Origin of the sequence: Burkholderia sp. BE12 (genome assembly GCF_002959955.1) — a bacterium.
Classification (GTDB): domain Bacteria; phylum Pseudomonadota; class Gammaproteobacteria; order Burkholderiales; family Burkholderiaceae; genus Burkholderia.
Window position 1 is genome coordinate 95,783 of sequence record NZ_PREY01000015.1, and the last position, 19,437, is coordinate 115,219.

The following is a 19,437-nucleotide window of genomic DNA, read 5'->3' on the forward strand; positions in this document are numbered from 1 at the left end:
GCCGCGGCACCCTTGGCAAAAAGGCACGCCCGCGATGCGCGGCGCGTGCCTTTTTCGTCGTGCGGCGCAAACGGATTGCCGGCCCGCGGCATCACTGCGTGACCCGCCGCGTGCCGACACGTTGCGATGCGAGCCACAGCGCGATCAGCGCGCCCGCCAGCGCGGCACCCGCGACGCACACGCCGCGCCAGCCGTCGAGGCCGTACGCGACGCTCGCCGCGAACGACCCGAACGCGCCGCCGATGAAATAGCTCGTCAGGTAGATCGTCGTCACGCGGCTGCGTGCGTTGCCCGCGAGCGCATAGATCACGCTCTGGTTCGAGATGTGCATGCCCTGCACGCCGACGTCAAGCAGCAGGATGCCCGCGATCAGCGCCGCGAGCGAATGCGAGCCGGTCGCGATCAGCGCGAACGACGCGAGCACGGCCGCCGCGAACAGGCCGGTGGCCGCATTGCCGTGGCCGCGATCGACGAGCCGGCCGGCCGACGTCGCCGCGAGCGCGCCGACCGCGCCGACGATCCCGAACAGGCCGATCTGCCCTTCCGAATAGCTGTACGGCGGTTGGCTCAGCAAAAACGTGAGACCCGTCCACAGCAGGCTGAAGCACGCGAACACGAGCGCGCCGTAGGTCGAGCGCAGCGCGATCGGCGGCTGCGCGCGCACCAGCGCGACGAGCGACTTCATCAGCGCCGCATAGTCGACGCGCGCGTCGCGGCGATCCTTCGGCAGCTTCACGGCGAGCACGCCGGTCAGCGCGAGCACCATCGCCGCGGCGATGCCGTACACCGCGCGCCAGCCGAACCAGTCGGCGATCGCGCCGGCCGCGACGCGTGCGAGCAGGATACCGAGCAGGAGCCCGCTCATCACGGTGCCGACCGCGCGGCCGCGCGAGCGCGCGTCGGCGAGCGACGCCGCGAACGGCACGAGCAGCTGTGTCGAACAGGTGACGAAGCCGACCGCGACGTTCGCGACGACGAACATCGTGAAGTTCGTGCTGAACGTGACCGCGATCAGTGCGACGACGTTGAGCATCAGCAGCCGCACGATCAGCGTATGGCGATTGACCGCGTCGCCCAGCGGGACGATCAGCAGCAGGCTGGCCGCATAGCCGAGCTGCGTCAGCGTGACGAGATAGCCGAGCTCGGTCGGCGCGCGCCCGAAGCTGTGCGCGATCGCGGCGAGGAGCGGCTGCGCGTAATAGATGTTGCCGATGACGATGCCGCACGCGCAGGCGAACAGCAGCGTCATGCCGCGGGTAAGGGGAGGGTGGTTGTCGTGATGCGGTTCCATGGTCGCGAAAAACAGCGGCGCCGGCCGGCGGCACGGGGCCATCGGTTGCGCGGGGTGACGGAAATCGGGGCCGGCGTCGACGGATCGGCGGTGAGCCGATGCGTGCCGGGCGGTTCGCGCCCGGCCTGCATCGGGCGGGCGGCGGACCGCCGTGCGACGGGCCGAGCCCGGGCGGGCCCGGGCGGGCCGCTCCGGTGCGGCGACAGCGGCACTGCACGGAAGCGGATGTGCGTATGATGCGGGAATCGACCCATAGCGTCCAAGACTGGATCGTTATGGTCTCTATTGGAAAAACCAATACGTTGGTCGCGATGCTTCTCCGCCACATCCGCTATTTCCTGGCCGTCGCCGAGCAGCGCAGTTTCACGCGCGCGGCCGATGCGCTGCACGTGTCGCAGCCGACGCTGTCGCAGCAGGTGCGCCAGCTCGAGGAAACGCTCGGCGTGCAGTTGTTCGACCGTTCGGGCCGCACGGTGCAGCTCACCGAATTCGGCGAGGTCTATGTGCGCCATGCGCGCGCCGCACTGCACGCGCTCGAGACCGGGCAGCGCGCGCTGCACGACGTCGCCGATCTCGGCAGCGGCTCGCTGCGGCTCGCGATGATGCCGACTTTCGCGGCCTACCTGAGCGGCTCGCTGATCGACGCATTCCATGCCGACCATCCGAACATCGCACTGACGATCGACGCGATGCCGCAGGCGCGCATCGAGGCGCTGCTCGCCGACGACCAGCTCGACGCCGGTTTCGCCTTCATGCCGCCGCGCGCGCCGGAGATCGACGCGCTGCCGCTGTGGGACGAGCCGCTTGCACTGGTGACGGGCCGCACGCACCGCCTCGCGCGCCGCCGCCGCGCGCTGACGCCGGCCGAGCTCGGCGGCGAGCCGCTGGTGCTGCTGAGCCGTGCGTTCGCGACGCGCGAGCGCATCGACCGGTATTTCGTCGAGCACGGCGCGCAGCCGTTGATCGCGATCGAGACGAATACGGTCAGCGCGGTGCTGGAGCTCGTGCGGCGCGGCCGGCTCGCGACGGTGCTGCCCGAGGCTGTCGCGCGCGAGAGCGCCGACTTGTGCGCGCTGGAGATCGATCCGCCGCTGCCGACGCGCACGGCCGCGCTGCTCACGCGCAAGGGCGCGTACCGCAGCGTCGCGGCGCGTGCATTCATCGAGCGCGTGCTCGCGTATCGCGCTCCGTCGGAACGGTGACCGGTAAGGCCGAACGCAGGGCCAGGCGGCGCGGGAGGGTTACGCGCCAGGCGTCGGGAAGAAGACGCCCGCGCGCTGCGCGGCGTTCGCGATGTGCGTTTCGATCGCGGTGCCGGCGGCGCCCGCGTCGCGCGCGATCAGCGCGTCGACGATCGCACGATGCTCGTGCCATGTCGACAGCAGCAGTTCGCGCCGGTAGAACGGCATGCGCTGGCTTTCCTTCATGATGTCCGCGCTGCTGCGCAGGATGGACTCGATCGCCGCGTTGCCGGCCAGATGGATGATCCGCATGTGGAAGTCGAAGTCGAGCCGCGATGCTTCGTCGAGCGCGTTCTCCGTCAGCGCGACGTGCAGGTCGGCGAGGTTGTCCTCGAACCACGCGATGTCGGCGTCGCTGACCACGCGCGCGGCCATCTGCGCGGCGAAGCCTTCGAGCGCATAGCGCATCTGGTAGGTATCGGGCGGCGACGACTGTTCGGCGAATTGCCACGGATGCGCGGCCGACGCCTGCGCGCTTTCGACGTATACACCCTTGCCCGCGCGGATGCGCAGCATCCCGAGCGCCTCGAGCGTCGACAGCGCCTCGCGCAGCGACGCGCGGCTGATTTCCAGCTCCTCCGAGAGCTGGCGCTGGGCCGGCAGCAGGCTGCCGACCGGGTACACGCCCGTCTCGATCCGGTCGCGGATCGTCGCGATGGCGGTGTCGGTCACGGTATGCGGAACATTTTTCATGATGTGAACGATGGCCGGTCTGACCGGCATTGTAATCCGCACGCAGCCGGTGCACGACCGCCTACGGGAAAGCCACGATCCGCCCCCTTATGGGGCACCGCCAGCACACGCGCAGGGGCGGGAAATCCCTATTTTGTCCGTCCTTGACGTCACTATATCGGCTTCCTACTATCCACCATAACATCACTGGTCTTACCAGTATGAACAGACGAAACTGCAACCGTTGGATCGGGAGAGCGCCGTGTCGAAATTCCTCAATTCGCTGTTTGGCCGGGTAGTCGTCGCATTAATCCTGGGGGTCGCGCTCGGCGCGTTCTTCCCGCACTTCGCCGAGTCGCTGCGTCCGCTCGGCGACGGCTTCCTAAAGCTCATCAAGATGGTCATCGGCCCGATCGTGTTCTGCGTCGTGGTCAGCGGGATGGCCAATGCGGGCGACCTGAAGAAGGTCGGCCGGGTCGGCCTGAAGGCCATCGTCTACTTCGAGGTGATGACGACGCTCGCGCTCGGCATCGGGCTCGTCCTCGCATGGGTCACGCGCCCGGGCGTTGGGATGAACATCGACCTGCGCTCGCTCGACGCGGCGTCGCTGTCGACGTACGCGAAGAACGCCGAAAGCCTGAAGGACACGGCCGGCTACCTGATGAAGATCATCCCCGAGACCGCGATCGACGCGTTCGCGAAGGGCGACATCCTGCAGATCCTCGTGTTCGCGGTGCTGTTCGGCTCCGCGCTGTCGCTGCTCGGCGACAAGGCGCAGCGCGTCAATTCGCTGATCGAGGAACTGTCGCACGTGTTCTTCCGGATCATCGGCTTCATCATCAAGCTCGCGCCGCTCGGCGTGCTCGGCGCGATCGCGTTCACGACCGGCAAGTACGGCGTCGCGTCGCTCAAGCAGCTCGGCTACCTGGTCGCGGTGTTCTACCTGAGCTGCTTCGTGTTCGTCACGGTCGTGCTCGGCACGGTGATGCGGCTCGCGGGCTTCTCGGTGTTCAAGCTGATCCGCTACCTGCGCGAGGAACTGTCGATCGTGCTCGGCACGGCGTCGTCGGACGCGGTGCTGCCGCAGGTGATGAGCAAGCTCGAATACATGGGCATCAAGGATTCGACCGTCGGCCTCGTGATTCCGACCGGCTATTCGTTCAACCTCGACGGCTTCTCGATCTACCTGACGCTCGCGGTGCTGTTCATCGCGCAGGCCACCAACACGCCGCTGTCCACGCACGACCTGATCGTCGTGCTGCTCGTGTCGCTCGTCACGTCGAAAGGCGCGCACGGCATCCCCGGCTCGGCGATCGTGATTCTCGCGGCGACGCTGTCGGCGATTCCCGCGATTCCGGTGCTCGGCCTCGTGCTGATCCTGCCGGTCGACTGGTTCGTCGGCATCGCCCGCGCGCTGACCAACCTGATCGGCAACTGCGTCGCGACGGTGGTGGTCGCGGTGTGGGAGAACGACATCGACCGTGCCCGCGCGAAGCGCGTGCTGAACCGCGAGCTGCGCTACGTGGCCGATGTGCCGGGCAGCGCCGCGCCGGTCGCCGGCGACCAGGCTCACGCGCTTTGAACACGACGCTCGCGCGGTGCGGCTTCCCCGGCCGCACCGCGCGAGCGAACTTCATGCGACCGGCGCGCCGACGCGTCGGCGCTTGCCAAAAAAAGTGGAGACGACATGGCAGCCCCCATCCTCGATCCGAACGCGCCGGCTTTCACGCGGCGCTACATGAACCTCGCCGACCCGCGCTTGGGCGCGCAGGCGCTCTTCGCCAGCGACGAATTCTTCGCGCCGAAGGAGCGCATGCTCGATCCCGAGCCGGCCGTGTTCATTCCCGGCAAGTACGACGACCACGGCAAGTGGATGGACGGCTGGGAAACCCGCCGCAAGCGCACGACCGGCCACGACTTCTGCGTGGTCCGGCTCGCGCGGCCGGGCGTGATCCACGGCGTCGATCTCGATACGAGCCACTTCACCGGCAACTTTCCGCCGGCCGCGTCGATCGAGGCCTGCGCGGTGGACGGCGACACGCCGCCCGACGACGCCGCATGGCGCACGATCGTTCCCGCGACGACGCTGCAGGGCAATTCGCATCACTACGTGAGCGTCGACGATGCGCGGCCGGTCACGCACCTGCGCGTGAACCTGTATCCGGACGGCGGGCTCGCGCGGCTGCGCGTGTACGGCCAGCCGCAGCGCGACTGGCGCCACGTGCCGGCCGGCGAACTCGTCGATCTCGCGGCGATCGAGAACGGCGGCTACCTGGTGGCCGCGAACAACCAGCACTTCGGCCCGGCCTCGCAGATGCTGATGCCGGGGCGCGGCGCGAACATGGGTGACGGCTGGGAAACGCGGCGCCGCCGCGAACCCGGCAACGACTGGGCGATCGTCGCGCTCGCGCGGCCGGGCATCATCCGGCGCGTCGAGGTCGATACGGCGTTCTTCAAGGGCAATTTCCCCGATCGCTGCTCGCTGCAGGCCGCGCACGTGACGGGCGGCACCGACGATTCGCTCGTCACGCAGGCGATGTTCTGGGCCGAACTGCTCGGTGAGCAGAAGCTGCAGATGGACCACGTGCACACGTTCGACTCGCTCGCGGCGCTCGGCCCCGTCACGCACGTGCGGTTCAACATCTTCCCGGACGGCGGCGTGTCGCGCCTGCGTCTGTGGGGCGAGCCGGCTTGACGGAGGGCAACGGCATGAGCGGAACTCCCATCCTGCGCGTCGAGCGCCTGACCCGCGAAGCGTTCGCGCCGTTCGGCGACGTGATCGAGCTCGAAGGCGCGCGGCATTTCCCGATCAACGGCGGCACGACCGAGCGCTTTCACGATCTCGCGACGATCGACGTCTGCGCGGACGGCGGCCGGCCGCTCGTCAGCGTGTTTCGCGCGCAGCCGCGTGCGCTGCCGGTCGCGATCACGCTGATGGAGCGTCATCCGCACGGCAGCCAGGTGTTCATCCCGCTCGCGGCGGTGTCGCGCTACGCGATCGTCGTCGCGCCGGCCGGCGAATTCCGGCCCGACGCGATGCGCGCGTTCCTGGCCGAAGGCTGGCAGGGCGTCAATTATGCGAAGGGCGTCTGGCACCATCCGCTGCTCGCGCTCGACGCGGTCAGCGATTTCGTGATCGTCGATCGCGGCGGCCCGCAGCCGAACTGCGACGAGATCCCGCTGGAACGCGCGTGGGCGCTCGATTTCGAGCCGGCCTGCGCGGGCGCCGAAGGGCTTTCGTAAGCATTCCGGGCGCGCGGCAGGCACGCCGAAAAAGCAGACGGCCCGGGCGGCGAGATGCCGGCCGGGCCGTGCCGCGTGCGCGGGAGGCGCGATTCAGTGCTTGCGGTGCGGGCAGTTCTCGGTCGTGCACGAGCCGTACATCGCGAGCGAATGCTCCTGGAGCCGGAAGCCGCGCTCCTTCGCGATCGCCTGCTGGCGGCCTTCGATCTCGGCGTCGAAGAATTCCTCGACGCGGCCGCAATCGAGGCACACGAGGTGGTCGTGGTGCGAACCTTCGTTCAGCTCGAACACCGCCTTGCCGGATTCGAAGTTGCTGCGCGTGAGCAGGCCGGCCTGCTCGAACTGCGTGAGCACGCGGTAGACGGTGGCGAGCCCGATGTCGAGCTGCTCGTTGAGCAGGTTGCGGTAGACGTCTTCGGCCGTCAGGTGACGCACGGGGCTCTGCTGGAAGATCTCGAGAATCTTGAGGCGCGGTAGGGTGGCCTTTAGCCCGATATTCTTGAGATCCGTCGGATTGGTCATGGCTAGGCATCCCTAGAGTACAATGCAGGGCTTCAATGTTACCGGCTTTTCGCCGTTCCAGATATACGCGCGGCCTGCACGCGGGCCAGCACGGTGAAGGAAATGATCCCAGAATCGCTTTCGCACTTTCAGAGGAGTCGCATGCGGAGTGCCATCATCGCTGCCGCCGCCGTTGTCGCGCTGGCGGGTTGTTCGTCGTACGACAGCGTGACGCAGCGCATTGCGCAGAGCATCACGCCGTATCGGATCACCGTCGTGCAAGGCAACTTCGTGTCGCAGGAGAAAGCCGCACAGTTGCAGGTCGGCATGACGCGCGAGCAGGTCCGCGCGCTGCTCGGCACACCGCTGCTGGCGGACATGTTCCACGCGGATCGCTGGGATTACCTGTTCTATTTCAAGCGCGGCTCGACGTCGATCGTCCAGCAGCGTGACCTCGTGGTGATCTTCGCGGGCGATCGCGTGGCGAGCTGGAGCGGCGCCGACAACCTGCCGTCCGAGCTCGACCTGCTGGCCGACATCGACGGCGACCGCGGCGGCAAGAAGGCGAAGGCCGCCGCCGCGGCGAAGAAGGCGTCCGAAGCCGCCGCCGCGAGCGCCGCGCAGGCCGCCGCTGCCGCGAGTCCGGCCGCGGTGCCGGCGTCCGGCGCGGTGGTCGAGCAGGATGCGGATGCGAACGCCCAGGCGGCACGCGCGGCGAACCGCGCGACCAACCAGGTGTCGGGGCAGGGTTCGGCGTCGCGCCGATTCACGCCGTCCGCGCAGGCATCGGGCGGCGCGCCGGTGCCGGGCGGGCAGCCGCCGGGCGCCGCGCCGGCGATCCAGCCGCAGTTCCAGTTCCATCGTCCGCCGCAGCCGAACTTGTCGAACGAGGCTGCGCCGCCGGTCGGCCCGCAAGGCTCGGACAACCTGCAGAACCAGCCGCTCACCGCACCGGCCCAGTAAGCGGCCGGCATGCGGAAACGGGGCGGCATGCGCCGCCCGCCTTTAGACCTGTCGTGTAGAAAGCCATGAAGATTGCGATTGCCGGCGCATCGGGCCGAATGGGCCGGATGCTGATCGAAGCCGTTCTCAACGATGCCGACGCGCAGCTCGTCGGCGCGCTCGACCGCGCCGGTTCGCCGTTCCTCGGCCAGGACGCCGGTGCGTTCCTCGGCAAGGACACCGGGATCAAGCTGACCGACGACCTCGACGCCGTGTTCGCGCAGGCCGACTACCTGATCGATTTCACGCGTCCGGAAGGCACGATGGCCCACATCGAGGCCGCGCTGCGCCACGACGTGAAGCTCGTGATCGGCACGACCGGCTTCACCGCCGAGCAGAAGGCCGAGCTGCAGGCCGCTGCGGCCAAGGTCGGCATCGTGTTCGCGGCGAACATGAGCGTCGGCGTGAACGTCACGCTGAAGCTGCTCGAATTCGCGGCGAAGCATTTCTCGCACGGCTACGACATCGAGATCATCGAGGCGCATCACCGCCACAAGGTCGACGCGCCGTCGGGCACCGCGCTGATGATGGGCGAAGCCGTCGCCGGCGCGCTCGGCCGCTCGCTCGACGATTGCGCGGTGTACGGCCGCCACGGCGTGACGGGCGAGCGCGATCCGTCGTCGATCGGCTTTGCCGCGGTGCGCGGCGGCGACATCGTCGGCGACCACACCGTGCTGTTCGCCGGGATCGGCGAGCGCATCGAGATCACGCACAAGTCGTCGAGCCGCGTGTCGTATGCGCAGGGCGCGTTGCGCGCGGTCCGCTTCCTGTCGGCGCGCGGCGCCGGCCTGTTCGACATGCAGGACGTGCTCGGCCTGCGCTGATCCCGCGAGGAAACTCCGATGGCGATTCCCACCGGCGTTGTCCACTACCTCGAAAGCGGCGATGCGATCACGCACGCCGTCTCCTACGTGCTGCTGGCGATGTCCGTCGCCAGCTGGTGCTTCCTCTTCATGAAAGCCTGGCTGCTGGTCCGCGCGAAGCGGCAGGGGCCGCTTGCGCTCGCCGCGTTCTGGCGCGCGCCGTCGCTCGACGCGGGTATCGCCGCGCTCGCCGGCGCCGATCGCGAGCGCGTATTCGTGCCGCTCGCCGAAGCCGCGCGCGACGCGGCCGACGACCACGACCCGGCCGCGCTGGCCGCGCGCGTCGAGCGCGGCGAACGCGTGTTGCGCGCGTTGCGTCATGCGATGCTGCGCTCGCAGCGGCGCCTCGAATTCGGCCAGGTGCTGCTCGCGTCGATCGGCAGCACCGCGCCGTTCGTCGGGCTGCTCGGCACCGTCTGGGGCATCTATCACGCGCTCGGCAGCATCGCCGCGAGCGGGCAGGCGCAGATCGAGAACGTCGCGGGGCCGGTCGGCGAGGCGCTGATCATGACCGCGTTCGGGCTGGTCGTCGCGATTCCCGCGGTGCTCGCGTACAACATCCTCGGCCGGCTCGTCCGGCAGCTCAGCGAGGAACTCGACGGCTTCGCGCGCGATCTGCACGTATTCGTGTGCGCACAGGGACAGGGCGCCTGACGCGCCGGCTCCGGAGGAACGACCATGGCATTCGGCGGGCTCGAGCACCACAAGACGTCCGCGCCGATGGCGGAGATCAACATGACGCCGCTGATCGACGTGATGCTCGTGCTGCTCGTCATCTTCATCATCACCGCGCCGCTGATGACGCACGCGATCCGGCTCGACCTGCCGAAGGTCGCGGCCAGCGTCGCGCGCGACACGCCGCAATCCGTCACCCTGTCGATCGACGACGCGGGCAAGCTCTACTGGGACGACGCGCCCGTGGCGCTCGACGCGCTGCCCGCGCGCTTCCGGGCCGCTGCCGCGGGCGCCGCGCCGCCCGAGTTGCGGCTGCGCGCGTCGCGCGCGACGCGCTACGACGTGATCGCGCAGGTGATGGGCGCCGCGCAGGCCGCGGGCCTCACGCGGATCGGTTTCGTGACCGACGTGCCGGCGGCCGTCGCCGCGCCGGCCGCTGCCGGCGCGAAACCCTGATTCGTCGTCGTTGCGGGCCCTCCGGCCCGAGAGACCGGCCGTGCGGGCCCGCACGGGCGGTATAATCGACGTTTTTCCCGGCCCGGAACCGCTCAGCCGTTCCTGCGCCGGGCACGCACGATTTCGATCCAATCCTGCGCGCGCCGTCGCGCCGCTTAAAGCCTAGCCCGAACCACACCATGCACGAGAGATACGTACCCGCCGACGTCGAAGCCGCCGCCCAGGGCGACTGGCGCGCAGCCGATGCCTACAAGACGAGGGAAGATTCGCAGAAGCCGAAGTTCTACTGCGTATCGATGCTGCCGTACCCGTCCGGCAAGCTGCACATGGGTCACGTGCGCAACTACACGATCAACGACGTGATGTACCGCTATCTGCGGATGAACGGCTACAACACGCTGATGCCGATGGGCTGGGATGCGTTCGGGATGCCGGCCGAGAACGCCGCGATGGCGAACGGCGTGCCGCCTGCGAAGTGGACCTACGACAACATCGACTACATGAAGGGCCAGATGCAGTCGATGGGCCTCGCGATCGACTGGTCGCGCGAGATCGCGACGTGCAAGCCCGACTACTACAAGTGGAACCAGTGGCTGTTCCTGAAGATGCTCGAGAAGGGCATCGCGTACAAGAAGACGGGCACCGTGAACTGGGATCCGGTCGACCAGACCGTGCTCGCGAACGAGCAGGTGATCGACGGCCGCGGCTGGCGTTCGGGCGCGCTCGTCGAGAAGCGCGAGATCCCGATGTACTACCTGCGCATCACGCAGTACGCGGATGAGCTGCTGAACGACCTCGACGGCCTCGGCTGGCCCGAGCGCGTGAAGATCATGCAGCAGAACTGGATCGGCAAGAGCTTCGGCGTGAACTTCGGCTTCCCGTACGAACTCGACGGCGAGCAGAAGCTGTTGCGCGTGTTCACGACGCGCGCCGACACGATCATGGGCGTCACGTTCTGCGCGATCGCGGCCGAGCACCCGCTCGCCACGCGCCTCGCGCAGGACAAGCCGGAACTGCTCGCGTTCATCGACGAGTGCAAGCGCGGCGGCGTCGCCGAGGCCGACGTCGCGACGATGGAGAAGAAGGGCGTCGCGACCGGCTTCTCGGTCAAGCACCCGCTGACCGGCGAGCCGGTCGAGGTGTGGATCGGCAACTACGTGCTGATGAGCTATGGCGAAGGCGCGGTGATGGGCGTGCCGGGCCACGACGAGCGCGATTTCGCGTTCGCGAAGAAATACGCGCTGCCGATCAAGCAGGTGATCGCGAGCGAAGGGCAGACGTACTCGCTCGACGCGTGGCAGGAGTGGTACGGCGACAAGGAAACCGCGGTCTGCGTGAACAGCGGCAAGTACGACGGCCTGCGCTACACGGAAGCGGTCGACGCGGTCGCCACCGACCTGAAGGCCGGCGGCTTCGGCGACAAGCAGGTCACGTGGCGCCTGCGCGACTGGGGCGTGTCGCGCCAGCGCTACTGGGGCACGCCGATCCCGATCATCCACTGCCCGTCGTGCGGCGACGTGCCGGTGCCGGAGCAGGATCTGCCCGTCGTGCTGCCGGAAGACCTCGTGCCGGACGGCTCGGGCAACCCGCTCGCGAAGTCCGAGGCGTTCCTGAACTGCACGTGCCCGACATGCGGCGCGGCGGCGAAGCGCGAAACCGACACGATGGACACCTTCGTCGATTCGTCGTGGTACTTCTCGCGCTACACGGCGCCGGACGCCGAGACGATGGTCGACGCGCGCACCGATTACTGGATGCCGATGGATCAGTACATCGGCGGCATCGAGCACGCGATCCTGCACCTGCTGTATTCGCGCTTCTGGACCAAGGTGATGCGCGACCTCGGCCTCGTGAAGTTCGGCGAGCCGGCGAAGAACCTGCTCACGCAGGGGATGGTGCTGAACGAGACGTACTACCGCGAGGACGCCGCGGGCAAGAAGACCTGGTACAACCCGCTCGACGTGACGGTCACGCACGACGACAAGGGTCGCCCGGTCGGCGCGACGCTGAATGCGGACGGCCAGCCGGTCGTGCTCGGCGGTATCGAAAAGATGTCGAAGTCAAAGAACAACGGTGTCGATCCGCAACTGCTGATCGACCAGTACGGCGCCGATACCGCGCGCCTGTTCACGATGTTCGCGGCGCCGCCCGAGCAGCAGCTCGAGTGGTCGGGCGCGGGCGTCGAGGGCGCGAGCCGCTTCCTGCGCCGCGTGTGGAGCTTCGGCTACGGCAACCGCGAAGCGCTCGCCGCGCGCGCGGGTTTCGATGCCGCCGCGCTCGGCGACGCCGACAAGGCGCTGCGCCGCGAGATCTACAGCGTGCTGAAGCAGGCCGATTTCGACTACCAGCGCCTGCAGTACAACACGGTCGTGTCGGCCGCGATGAAGATGCTGAACGCGATCGACGGCGCGAAGGGCGCGACGCCCGCCGTGCTGCGCGAGACGTACGGCGTACTGCTGCGCGTGCTGTACCCGGTCGTGCCGCACGTCACGTTCGAGCTGTGGAAGACACTCGGCTACGCGGACGAATTCGGCCCGCTGCTCGATGCGCCGTGGCCGAAGGTCGACGAGGCCGCGCTCGAGCAGGCCGAGATCGAACTCGTGCTGCAGGTGAACGGCAAGGTGCGCGGTGCGCTGAAGGTCGCGAAGGACGCGAGCCGCGACGCGATCGAAGCGGCAGCGGTGGCCGACGAGGCATTCGCGAAATTCAGCGACGGCAAGCCGGCGAAGAAGATCGTCGTCGTGCCGGGCCGCCTCGTGAACATCGTCGTCTGACGGCCGCCGGCCGTCGGACGTACCCAGAAGGAGCGAAGGTGATCCGCAGATCGTTTTTGATGCTCGTCGGCAGCGCGGTCGCGCTGTCGGCATGCGGCTTCCAGTTGCGCGGCCAGCAGGACTACGCGTTCAAGCACCTGTTCGTGGCCGGTGCGCCGGCGCCCGTCCAGGCGCGGCTCACGCGCCTCGTCCAGGCCGGCAGCGACACGAAGATCGTCAAGTCGGCGGACGACGCCGACGCCGTGCTGCGCATGTGGGAGTCGCGTGGCCAGAACACGCTGACACTCAACAAGTACGGCTCCGCGCAGGAATACGCGCTGTTCTACACGCTGAACTACACGCTGACGAGCAAGGACGGCACCGTGCTGATCCCGCCGAGCGCGATCGCGCTGAACCGCGCGATGACGTACAGCGACCAGTACACGAACGCGAAGGCGCAGGAAGCCGACATCCTGTACGGCGACATGCAGAACGACGCGGTCGACCAGCTGATGCGGCGTCTCGCGATCGTCCACACGCTGACGCCGGCGCCGGAGGACGTGGTGCCGGGCGTGGCGCCGCGCGCGCCGCTGCCGCCGCCGCCGCTCTGATCGCGGGCGCACGCAGCGATGCAATTGCGACTTGATGCGCTGGAGCCGCACCTCGCGAAGGGGTTGGCCGGGCTCTACACCGTCTACGGCGACGAGCCGCTGCTCGCGCAGGAAGCGTGCGACCGCATTCGTGCGGCCGCGCGCGCGGCCGGCTTTACCGAGCGTTCGGTGCATACGGTCGAGCGCGGCTTCGACTGGAGCGTGCTGCTCGGCGCGACCCAGGCGATGTCGCTGTTCGGCGAGCGCCAGCTGATCGAGCTGCGCATTCCGTCGGGCAAGCCCGGCAAGGAAGGCGCCGATGCGCTGAAGACGCTCGCGGCCACGCCCAATCCGGACGCGCTGCTGCTCGTCACGTTGCCGCGCCTCGACGCGGCCACGCAGAAATCCGCATGGTTTACCGCGCTGCAGAACGGCGGTGTCGCGCTGAAGATCGATCCGGTCGACCGTGCGCAACTGCCGAACTGGATCGGCCAGCGACTCGCGATGCAGGGCCAGCGTGCCGCGCCGGGCGATGACGGGCGTCGCGCGCTGCAGTTCATCGCGGAGCGCGTCGAGGGCAACCTGCTCGCCGCGCACCAGGAAATCCAGAAGCTCGGGCTGCTGTATCCGCAAGGCGCGCTGTCGTTCGAGCAGGTGCACGACGCGGTGCTGAACGTCGCGCGCTACGACGTGTTCAAGCTGAACGAGGCGATGCTCGCCGGCGACGCCGCGCGGCTCGCGCGGATGATCGACGGGTTGAAGGGCGAAGGCGAGGCGATCGTGCTCGTGATGTGGGCCGTCGTCGAGGAACTGCGCACGCTGCTGCGGATCAAGCGCGGCACGACGGCGGGCAAGCCGCTCGCGACGCTGCTGCGCGAGAACCGCGTGTGGGGGCCGCGCGAGCGGTTGATCGCGCCTGCGCTGAACCGCGTGTCGGAAGCGGTGCTCGAAAAGGCGCTCGCGTTCGCCGCGAAGCTCGACCGGCAGGTCAAGGGGCTCACGGCCGTCGCGCCGGGCCGCCGCACGCAGGACGAACCGCCGCCGGACCCGTGGGACGGGTTGTTCCAGCTCGCGATGACGGTCGCGGGCGCCCGCGGCGAGCGACCGCCGACCGCGGGTCGCGGGCGGCGCTGAGCCCCGTTCGGGCCTTCAGCGCGCGCCGCGCAACCCGCTTACAATGCTTCGACGGCTGGCGCGGCATATCGGCCGCTGCCCTGCACGGAGGGCTGTCCCGCGGATCGTCGCCCCCGAATGGCCGGCCCCGGATGGCCGATCCACGCTTCCCCACGAATTCATGCCGCTCCGCGCGGCTCGCTTCTCGAGTCACACGATGGATATCGATCAGTACATGACCGACCTGGGCCGCCGCGCCCGGCACGCTTCCCGCGCGATGGCGCGCGCCAGCACGGCCGCGAAGAACGCGGCGCTCGACGCCGTGGCCCGCGCGATCGAACGCGACGCGCAGGCGCTGAAGGACGCGAATGCGCGCGACGTCGCCCGCGCCCGTGAAAAAGGGCTCGATGCGGCGTTCGTCGACCGCCTGACGTTGTCGGACAAGGCGCTGAAAACGATGGTGGAAGGGCTGCGCCAGGTCGCGTCGCTGGCCGATCCGATCGGCGAGATCGGCAACCTCAAGTTCCGCCCGAGCGGGATCCAGGTCGGCCAGATGCGCGTGCCGCTCGGCGTGATCGGCATCATCTACGAGTCGCGCCCGAACGTGACGATCGACGCGGCCGCGCTGTGCCTGAAGTCGGGCAACGCGACGATCCTGCGCGGCGGCTCCGAAGCGCTCGAATCGAACACGGCGCTCGCGAAGCTGATCGGCGAAGGGCTCGAAGCGGCCGGGCTGCCGCAGGACGCGGTGCAGGTCGTCGCGACGGCCGATCGTGCTGCGGTCGGCAAGCTGATCACGATGACCGAATACGTCGACGTGATCGTGCCGCGCGGCGGCAAGAGCCTGATCGAACGGCTGATCGACGAGGCGCGCGTGCCGATGATCAAGCACCTCGACGGCATCTGCCACGTGTACGTCGACGATCGCGCCGATCTCGACCGCGCGCTGACCGTCTGCGACAACGCGAAGACGCACCGCTACGGCACCTGCAACACGATGGAGACGCTGCTCGTCGCGAGCGGCATCGCCGCGAAGGTGCTGCCGCCGCTCGGCAAGCTGTATCGCGACAAGCAGGTCGAACTGCGCGTCGATGCGGCCGCGCGCGCGGTGCTCGCCGACGCGGGCGTCGGCCCGCTCGTCGACGCGACCGAAGCAGACTGGCACACCGAGTATCTCGCGCCGGTGCTCGCGATCAAGGTCGTCGACGGGCTCGACGCCGCGATCGAGCACATCAACCATTACGGCTCGCATCACACGGATGCGATCGTCACCGAGGATCACGACCGCGCGATGCGGTTCCTGCGCGAAGTCGATTCGGCGAGCGTGATGGTCAACGCGTCGACGCGCTTCGCGGACGGTTTCGAATTCGGCCTCGGCGCGGAAATCGGCATCTCGAACGACAAGCTGCACGCGCGCGGGCCGGTCGGCCTGGAAGGGCTCACGTCGCTGAAGTACGTGGTGCTCGGGCACGGCGAAGGCCGTCAGTAAGTCAACAGCGAGGCGCAACACCAATGGCAATGCTCTGGGTCAAGACGTTCCACATCGTTCTGATCGCCGCGTGGTTCGCGGGGCTGTTCTACCTGCCGCGTATCTACGTGAACCTGGCCATGGAGACCGATCCGGCCGCGGTGCGGCGCCTGCTGCTGATGGCGCGCAAGCTGTTCCGCTTCATGACGATGATCGCGGTGCCCGCGCTGGCCTGCGGGCTCTGGCTCTGGCTCGTGATCGGCATCGGGCAGGGGCAGGGCTGGATCCATGCGAAGGTGACGGTCGTGCTGCTGCTCGTGATCTACCACGCGTATTGCGGGCACCTGCTGCGGGTGTTCGAGCGCGGCGAGAACCGCCGCACCGACAAGTGGTATCGCGTGTTCAACGAACTGCCGGTGCTCGGCATGCTCGCGGCGGTCGCGCTGGTGGTGATCAAGCCGTTCTGAGCGGCGCGGCAAGCACGGCCGGCGGTCGATGAACGACGGCACCCCACGGGGTGCCGTTGTGCGTTTACGGGCGGTTCCGCGCGGCGCCGGTTCAATCCTTCGTGCCGTCGTCGATCCGGCGCCGCGTGATCGCTTCCTTCGCGCGGCCGACCCGTTCCATCAGCGCCGGCCCGCGCGACAGCGCGACGCCGACCGCGAGAATGTCGCCGATCGCGAGATGCGACATCCGCGACGTCATCGGCGAGAACACGTCCGTTTCCTCGGCGACGTTCGACGCGAGGCTGACCGTCGCGAGCTTCGCGAGCGGCGAATGGCTCTGCGTGATCGCGACGACTTTCGCGCCGCACGCGAGCGCGGAGCGCGCGGCGTCGACGATGTCGCGCGTGCGGCCCGTATTCGAGATCGCGACGACGACGTCGTGCGGCCCGAGCAGCGCCGACGACATCGAGAACGTGTGCGGATCCGAATACGCGACGCTCGGCACGCCGAGCCGGAAGAACTTGTGCTGGATGTCCTGCGCGGCGATGCCCGAGCCGCCGGCGCCGTAGAACTCGATGCGCGACGCGTTCGACAGCAGCGCGATCGCGTCGGCGACGCTGCCCGCGGACAGGCTGTTGCGCACTTCGATCAGCGCGCCGATCGTGCGGTCGAACACCTTGCCGATGATGCCGGGCGCCGGTTCGTCGGGCTCGACGTCGCGGTACACCGACGACACGCCCGGCGCCACGCTCTGCGCGAGCCGGATCTTGAATTCGCGAAAGCCGCTGCAGCCGAGCGCCTGGCAGAAGCGCGCGATCGTCGGCTGGCTGACGCCCGCACGGGTCGACAGCTCGGTCATCGCGAGGTCGAGCACCTCGCGCGGCGCGGCGAGAATGTAGTCGGCGAGCTTGCGCTCCGACGGGCGCAACTCGGCGCGGATCGCTTCAATGCGGGGCAGCATGGGACGGCATGTGGAAATCGGGTTCGGATGAGCGAGTGTATCTCATCGAATTGTAGAAAATCTACATGAAAATACTAGCGCAATTGTGATGATTCCGATGCGGGGCCGGCGAGGTGAATTAGGGTTTTCACTGATTAAAGCCTTGCTGGTGGCGGGAATAAGGGTTGCGAGCGAACTGATCTGCATTGCATGCTTGTAGTTTTTCTACTAGACTGCTCTCGTTCGATCGACGAAGCTCGACCGTCCCCACGATTCCAACCGCCGGTGTCGGCCGGCATACAGGAGCGCCCAGCATGACGTCGCTGCACCCCACTCTGGCGAAGGTCACCGAACGCGTGATCGCCCGCAGCCAATCGACCCGTTCCGCCTATCTGCAGCGCATCGACGGCGCGCAAGGCAAGTTCCCGGCACGCGGCGCGCTGTCGTGCGCGAACCTCGCGCACGGCTTCGCGGGCCTCGAGGGCAGCGACAAGTTCGCGATCAAGGCGATCCGCGAGCCGAACATCGGCATCGTGTCCTCGTACAACGAGATGCTGTCCGCGCACGCGCCGTACAAGGATTTCCCCGAGATCATCAAGGCGGCCGCGCGTGAAAACGGCGGGGTCGCGCAATTCGCGGGCGGCGTGCCGGCGATGTGCGACGGCGTCACGCAGGGCAACCCGGGCATGGAGCTGTCGCTGTTCTCGCGCGAGGCGATCGCGATGGGCACGGCGATCGCGCTCACGCACAACATGTTCGATGCGGCGCTCTGCCTCGGCATTTGCGACAAGATCGTGCCGGGCCTGCTGATCGGCGCGCTGCAGTTCGGCCACCTGCCGACGATCTTCGTGCCGGCCGGCCCGATGACGAGCGGCCTGTCGAACGACGACAAGGCGAAGATCCGCCAGCAGTTCGCGACCGGCCAGGTCGGCCGCGACGCGCTGCTCGAAGCCGAATCGGCCGCGTATCACGGCCATGGCACCTGCACGTTCTACGGCACCGCGAACAGCAACCAGATGCTGATGGAGCTGATGGGGCTGCACCTGCCGGGCTCGGCATTCGTTCACCCGCATACGCCGCTGCGCACCGCGCTGACGGCCGAGGCCGCGCGCCGCGTGCTCGATCTGACGGTCGAGCGCGGCCACTACACGCCGATCGGTCATGTGATCGACGAAAAGGCGATCGTCAACGGGATCGTCGCGCTGCTCGCGACGGGCGGCTCGACCAACCACACGCTGCACCTCGTCGCGATCGCGCGCGCGGCCGGCATCCTGATCGACTGGAACGACTTCGACGAGCTGTCGGCCGTCGTGCCGCTGCTCGCGAAGATCTACCCGAACGGCAAGGCCGACGTGAACCATTTCCATGCGGCGGGCGGTGTCGCGTTCCTGGTACGCAACCTGCTCGAAGGCGGGCTGCTGCACGAGGACGTGACGACGGTCGCGGGCAAGGGCCTTTCGCACTACACGAAGGAGCCGAAGCTGATCGACGGCAAGCTGACGTGGATCGACGGCGCGGCCGAGAGCCACGACACGAAGGTGCTGCGCGGCATTCGCGAGCCGTTCCAGCCGGACGGCGGCCTGCGCCTGATGCAAGGGCGGCTCGGCCGCGGCGTGATCAAGATCTCGGCGGTCGCGCCGGAGCACCGCAAGGTGACGGCGCCCGCGATCGTGTTCGACTCGCAGGAAGCCGTGCAGGAAGCGTTCGATCGCGGCGAACTGAAGCGCGATTTCGTCGCGGTGGTGCGCTTCCAGGGCGCGCGCGCCAACGGCATGCCCGAGCTGCACCGTTTGACGCCGCTGCTCGGCGTGCTGCAGGATCAGGGTTTCCACGTCGCGCTGGTGACCGACGGCCGCATGTCGGGCGCATCGGGCAAGGTGCCGGCCGTGATCCATGTGTCGCCGGAAGCGTTGCTGGCCGGCCCGATCGGCAAGGTGAAGACGGGCGACACGCTCGTGATCGACGCGGAAGCCGGCGTGCTCGACATCGAGGTCGACGACGCCGAGTGGCACGCGCGCCCGGTCGCGCAGCCGCGGCACCAGGCCGAGAACGAAGTCGGTTTCGGGCGCGAACTGTTCGGCGTGTTCCGCGCGGCCGCGGCGCCGGCCGAGCAGGGCGCATCGGTTTTCGGGACGCTGGTCGGCGAAACGGCCGTCAGCGTCGCCGCATGAATTTCAAGGAGC

At 68.4% G+C, this 19,437-nt stretch carries 18 protein-coding genes; 14 read left to right on the forward strand and 4 right to left on the reverse strand.

Features of this window, described 5'->3' with window-relative positions:
- Positions 1 to 91 precede the first annotated feature (91 nt).
- Positions 92 to 1,291, reverse strand: a complete 1,200-nt coding sequence (locus C4B30_RS18660) for an MFS transporter (protein ID WP_027783528.1) — start codon at positions 1,289 to 1,291, stop codon at positions 92 to 94.
- Positions 1,292 to 1,602: 311 nt separating this feature from the next.
- Here C4B30_RS18660 and cynR point away from each other — a divergent pair, with 311 nt between their 5' ends.
- On the forward strand, positions 1,603 to 2,493 hold the full coding sequence (gene cynR / locus C4B30_RS18665; protein ID WP_027783529.1) for a transcriptional regulator CynR: 891 nt from the start codon (positions 1,603 to 1,605) through the stop codon (positions 2,491 to 2,493).
- A 39-nt stretch (positions 2,494 to 2,532) separates the two neighbouring features.
- On the opposite strand, the gene C4B30_RS18670 is transcribed toward cynR, so the two are convergent.
- Entirely contained in the window at positions 2,533 to 3,255 is a 723-nt protein-coding gene (locus tag C4B30_RS18670; protein WP_027783530.1) for a FadR/GntR family transcriptional regulator, read from the reverse strand.
- Between the two features lie 211 nt (positions 3,256 to 3,466).
- On the opposite strand from C4B30_RS18670, the gene C4B30_RS18675 reads away from it, so the two are divergent.
- The 3 genes from C4B30_RS18675 to C4B30_RS18685 all read left to right on the forward strand — a co-directional run bounded on the left by C4B30_RS18675 (position 3,467) and on the right by C4B30_RS18685 (position 6,447).
- The gene (locus C4B30_RS18675; RefSeq protein WP_027783531.1) at positions 3,467 to 4,786 is read left to right on the forward strand and encodes a C4-dicarboxylate transporter DctA; all 1,320 of its coding nucleotides are present in this window, start codon (positions 3,467 to 3,469) and stop codon (positions 4,784 to 4,786) included.
- Positions 4,787 to 4,891: 105 nt separating this feature from the next.
- Positions 4,892 to 5,899: an allantoicase gene (gene alc, locus C4B30_RS18680; protein ID WP_027783532.1), complete on the forward strand. Its 1,008-nt coding sequence runs from the start codon at positions 4,892 to 4,894 to the stop codon at positions 5,897 to 5,899.
- A gap of 14 nt (positions 5,900 to 5,913) precedes the next feature.
- Positions 5,914 to 6,447 (forward strand): ureidoglycolate lyase, encoded by a 534-nt coding sequence (locus tag C4B30_RS18685; RefSeq protein ID WP_105132802.1) that lies wholly within the window; start codon positions 5,914 to 5,916, stop codon positions 6,445 to 6,447.
- Positions 6,448 to 6,540: 93 nt separating this feature from the next.
- Here C4B30_RS18685 and fur read toward each other — a convergent pair whose 3' ends face one another.
- Positions 6,541 to 6,969, reverse strand: coding sequence for a ferric iron uptake transcriptional regulator (gene fur, locus C4B30_RS18690; RefSeq protein WP_011350926.1), 429 nt, complete (start codon positions 6,967 to 6,969; stop codon positions 6,541 to 6,543).
- Between the two features lie 141 nt (positions 6,970 to 7,110).
- On the opposite strand from fur, the gene C4B30_RS18695 reads away from it, so the two are divergent.
- The 9 genes from C4B30_RS18695 to C4B30_RS18735 all read left to right on the forward strand — a co-directional run bounded on the left by C4B30_RS18695 (position 7,111) and on the right by C4B30_RS18735 (position 16,335).
- Positions 7,111 to 7,911, forward strand: a complete 801-nt coding sequence (locus tag C4B30_RS18695) for an outer membrane protein assembly factor BamE (RefSeq protein WP_027783534.1) — start codon at positions 7,111 to 7,113, stop codon at positions 7,909 to 7,911.
- Between the two features lie 65 nt (positions 7,912 to 7,976).
- Positions 7,977 to 8,774, forward strand: coding sequence for a 4-hydroxy-tetrahydrodipicolinate reductase (gene dapB / locus C4B30_RS18700; RefSeq protein ID WP_027783535.1), 798 nt, complete (start codon positions 7,977 to 7,979; stop codon positions 8,772 to 8,774).
- Between the two features lie 18 nt (positions 8,775 to 8,792).
- Positions 8,793 to 9,467 (forward strand): MotA/TolQ/ExbB proton channel family protein, encoded by a 675-nt coding sequence (locus C4B30_RS18705; protein ID WP_027783536.1) that lies wholly within the window; start codon positions 8,793 to 8,795, stop codon positions 9,465 to 9,467.
- A gap of 24 nt (positions 9,468 to 9,491) precedes the next feature.
- Positions 9,492 to 9,944, forward strand: coding sequence for an ExbD/TolR family protein (locus C4B30_RS18710; RefSeq protein WP_027783537.1), 453 nt, complete (start codon positions 9,492 to 9,494; stop codon positions 9,942 to 9,944).
- A gap of 179 nt (positions 9,945 to 10,123) precedes the next feature.
- The gene (gene leuS, locus C4B30_RS18715; protein ID WP_027783538.1) at positions 10,124 to 12,718 is read left to right on the forward strand and encodes a leucine--tRNA ligase; all 2,595 of its coding nucleotides are present in this window, start codon (positions 10,124 to 10,126) and stop codon (positions 12,716 to 12,718) included.
- Positions 12,719 to 12,756: 38 nt separating this feature from the next.
- Positions 12,757 to 13,308: an LPS-assembly lipoprotein LptE gene (locus C4B30_RS18720; RefSeq protein ID WP_027783539.1), complete on the forward strand. Its 552-nt coding sequence runs from the start codon at positions 12,757 to 12,759 to the stop codon at positions 13,306 to 13,308.
- Between the two features lie 18 nt (positions 13,309 to 13,326).
- The gene (gene holA / locus C4B30_RS18725; RefSeq protein ID WP_027783540.1) at positions 13,327 to 14,421 is read left to right on the forward strand and encodes a DNA polymerase III subunit delta; all 1,095 of its coding nucleotides are present in this window, start codon (positions 13,327 to 13,329) and stop codon (positions 14,419 to 14,421) included.
- A gap of 196 nt (positions 14,422 to 14,617) precedes the next feature.
- On the forward strand, positions 14,618 to 15,889 hold the full coding sequence (locus C4B30_RS18730) for a glutamate-5-semialdehyde dehydrogenase (RefSeq protein WP_027783541.1): 1,272 nt from the start codon (positions 14,618 to 14,620) through the stop codon (positions 15,887 to 15,889).
- Positions 15,890 to 15,912: 23 nt separating this feature from the next.
- Positions 15,913 to 16,335, forward strand: coding sequence for a CopD family protein (locus C4B30_RS18735; RefSeq protein WP_006760213.1), 423 nt, complete (start codon positions 15,913 to 15,915; stop codon positions 16,333 to 16,335).
- Positions 16,336 to 16,426: 91 nt separating this feature from the next.
- On the opposite strand, the gene C4B30_RS18740 is transcribed toward C4B30_RS18735, so the two are convergent.
- Positions 16,427 to 17,275 (reverse strand): MurR/RpiR family transcriptional regulator, encoded by an 849-nt coding sequence (locus C4B30_RS18740; RefSeq protein WP_027783542.1) that lies wholly within the window; start codon positions 17,273 to 17,275, stop codon positions 16,427 to 16,429.
- 293 nt (positions 17,276 to 17,568) lie between these two features.
- Here C4B30_RS18740 and edd point away from each other — a divergent pair, with 293 nt between their 5' ends.
- Complete coding sequence (edd, locus tag C4B30_RS18745) at positions 17,569 to 19,425, forward strand: phosphogluconate dehydratase (RefSeq protein ID WP_027783543.1); 1,857 nt, start codon at positions 17,569 to 17,571, stop codon at positions 19,423 to 19,425.
- Positions 19,426 to 19,437: the final 12 nt, after the last annotated feature.

Coding starts and splice junctions, on each gene's coding strand:
- C4B30_RS18660 (WP_027783528.1), bottom strand. CDS start 1,291: ATGGAACCGCATCACGACAACCACCCTCCCCTTACCCGCGGCATGACG.
- cynR (WP_027783529.1), top strand. CDS start 1,603: ATGCTTCTCCGCCACATCCGCTATTTCCTGGCCGTCGCCGAGCAGCGC.
- C4B30_RS18670 (WP_027783530.1), bottom strand. CDS start 3,255: ATGCCGGTCAGACCGGCCATCGTTCACATCATGAAAAATGTTCCGCAT.
- alc (WP_027783532.1), top strand. CDS start 4,892: ATGGCAGCCCCCATCCTCGATCCGAACGCGCCGGCTTTCACGCGGCGC.
- C4B30_RS18685 (WP_105132802.1), top strand. CDS start 5,914: ATGAGCGGAACTCCCATCCTGCGCGTCGAGCGCCTGACCCGCGAAGCG.
- fur (WP_011350926.1), bottom strand. CDS start 6,969: ATGACCAATCCGACGGATCTCAAGAATATCGGGCTAAAGGCCACCCTA.
- C4B30_RS18695 (WP_027783534.1), top strand. CDS start 7,111: ATGCGGAGTGCCATCATCGCTGCCGCCGCCGTTGTCGCGCTGGCGGGT.
- dapB (WP_027783535.1), top strand. CDS start 7,977: ATGAAGATTGCGATTGCCGGCGCATCGGGCCGAATGGGCCGGATGCTG.
- C4B30_RS18705 (WP_027783536.1), top strand. CDS start 8,793: ATGGCGATTCCCACCGGCGTTGTCCACTACCTCGAAAGCGGCGATGCG.
- C4B30_RS18710 (WP_027783537.1), top strand. CDS start 9,492: ATGGCATTCGGCGGGCTCGAGCACCACAAGACGTCCGCGCCGATGGCG.
- leuS (WP_027783538.1), top strand. CDS start 10,124: ATGCACGAGAGATACGTACCCGCCGACGTCGAAGCCGCCGCCCAGGGC.
- holA (WP_027783540.1), top strand. CDS start 13,327: ATGCAATTGCGACTTGATGCGCTGGAGCCGCACCTCGCGAAGGGGTTG.
- C4B30_RS18730 (WP_027783541.1), top strand. CDS start 14,618: ATGGATATCGATCAGTACATGACCGACCTGGGCCGCCGCGCCCGGCAC.
- C4B30_RS18735 (WP_006760213.1), top strand. CDS start 15,913: ATGGCAATGCTCTGGGTCAAGACGTTCCACATCGTTCTGATCGCCGCG.
- C4B30_RS18740 (WP_027783542.1), bottom strand. CDS start 17,275: ATGCTGCCCCGCATTGAAGCGATCCGCGCCGAGTTGCGCCCGTCGGAG.
- edd (WP_027783543.1), top strand. CDS start 17,569: ATGACGTCGCTGCACCCCACTCTGGCGAAGGTCACCGAACGCGTGATC.